This window comes from Tritonibacter sp. SIMBA_163 (genome assembly GCF_046535935.1).
GTDB classification, from domain to species: Bacteria; Pseudomonadota; Alphaproteobacteria; order Rhodobacterales; family Rhodobacteraceae; genus Epibacterium; species Epibacterium scottomollicae.
In genome coordinates, this window is sequence record NZ_JAWJBP010000109.1 from 1 (window position 1) to 490 (window position 490).

Sequence of the window (490 nt, forward strand, 5' to 3'; positions counted from 1 at the left end):
GCGGCGCGTCGCCGTTCGACTTCTACGGCATGTCGCTGCTCGACGCCCGGTTCATCGGCATGGAGGCCAAGGCGACCCGGCCCATGCCGAGCCTCCGCGTGGTGATGCCGCAGTTGAGCGGCAAGAAGATCGTCGAGGGCAAGGGCACCGGCCTCAAGTACCACCAGCTCGAATCGCTGGCGCAGGTGGCGGAGAACGGCGGCATTGCTCGCGTGGTCTGGAACAACGGCGGCGAGGTGCTGGCCCTGACGGAGAAGCCGATCATCAACGCCTTCGACGACGTGGCCACGGCGTGGAAGATCATGCAGGGCGGGGGCGAGCCGAGGAAGGGAGCCCTGTCGATCCGGTACGAGGAGTTCGAGGCGGTCCGGGAGGGGAGCTACGGCGACGTGACGTTGCAGCACGACTGGCTTGGAACGCAGACCCCGAGATAAGGAAGTGGACCATGGTGAGCGTGGACGACATGCTGGCATCGCTGCTGGAGCTGGAC

Annotated in this window: 1 protein-coding gene; it reads left to right on the forward strand. The window is 66.3% G+C overall.

The genetic code is table 11. The features are described from left to right. Positions 1–434: hypothetical protein (locus tag R0J92_RS21650; RefSeq protein WP_411053150.1), on the forward strand; the 434-nt coding region annotated here is incomplete at its 5' end. Positions 435–490 lie beyond the last annotated feature (56 nt).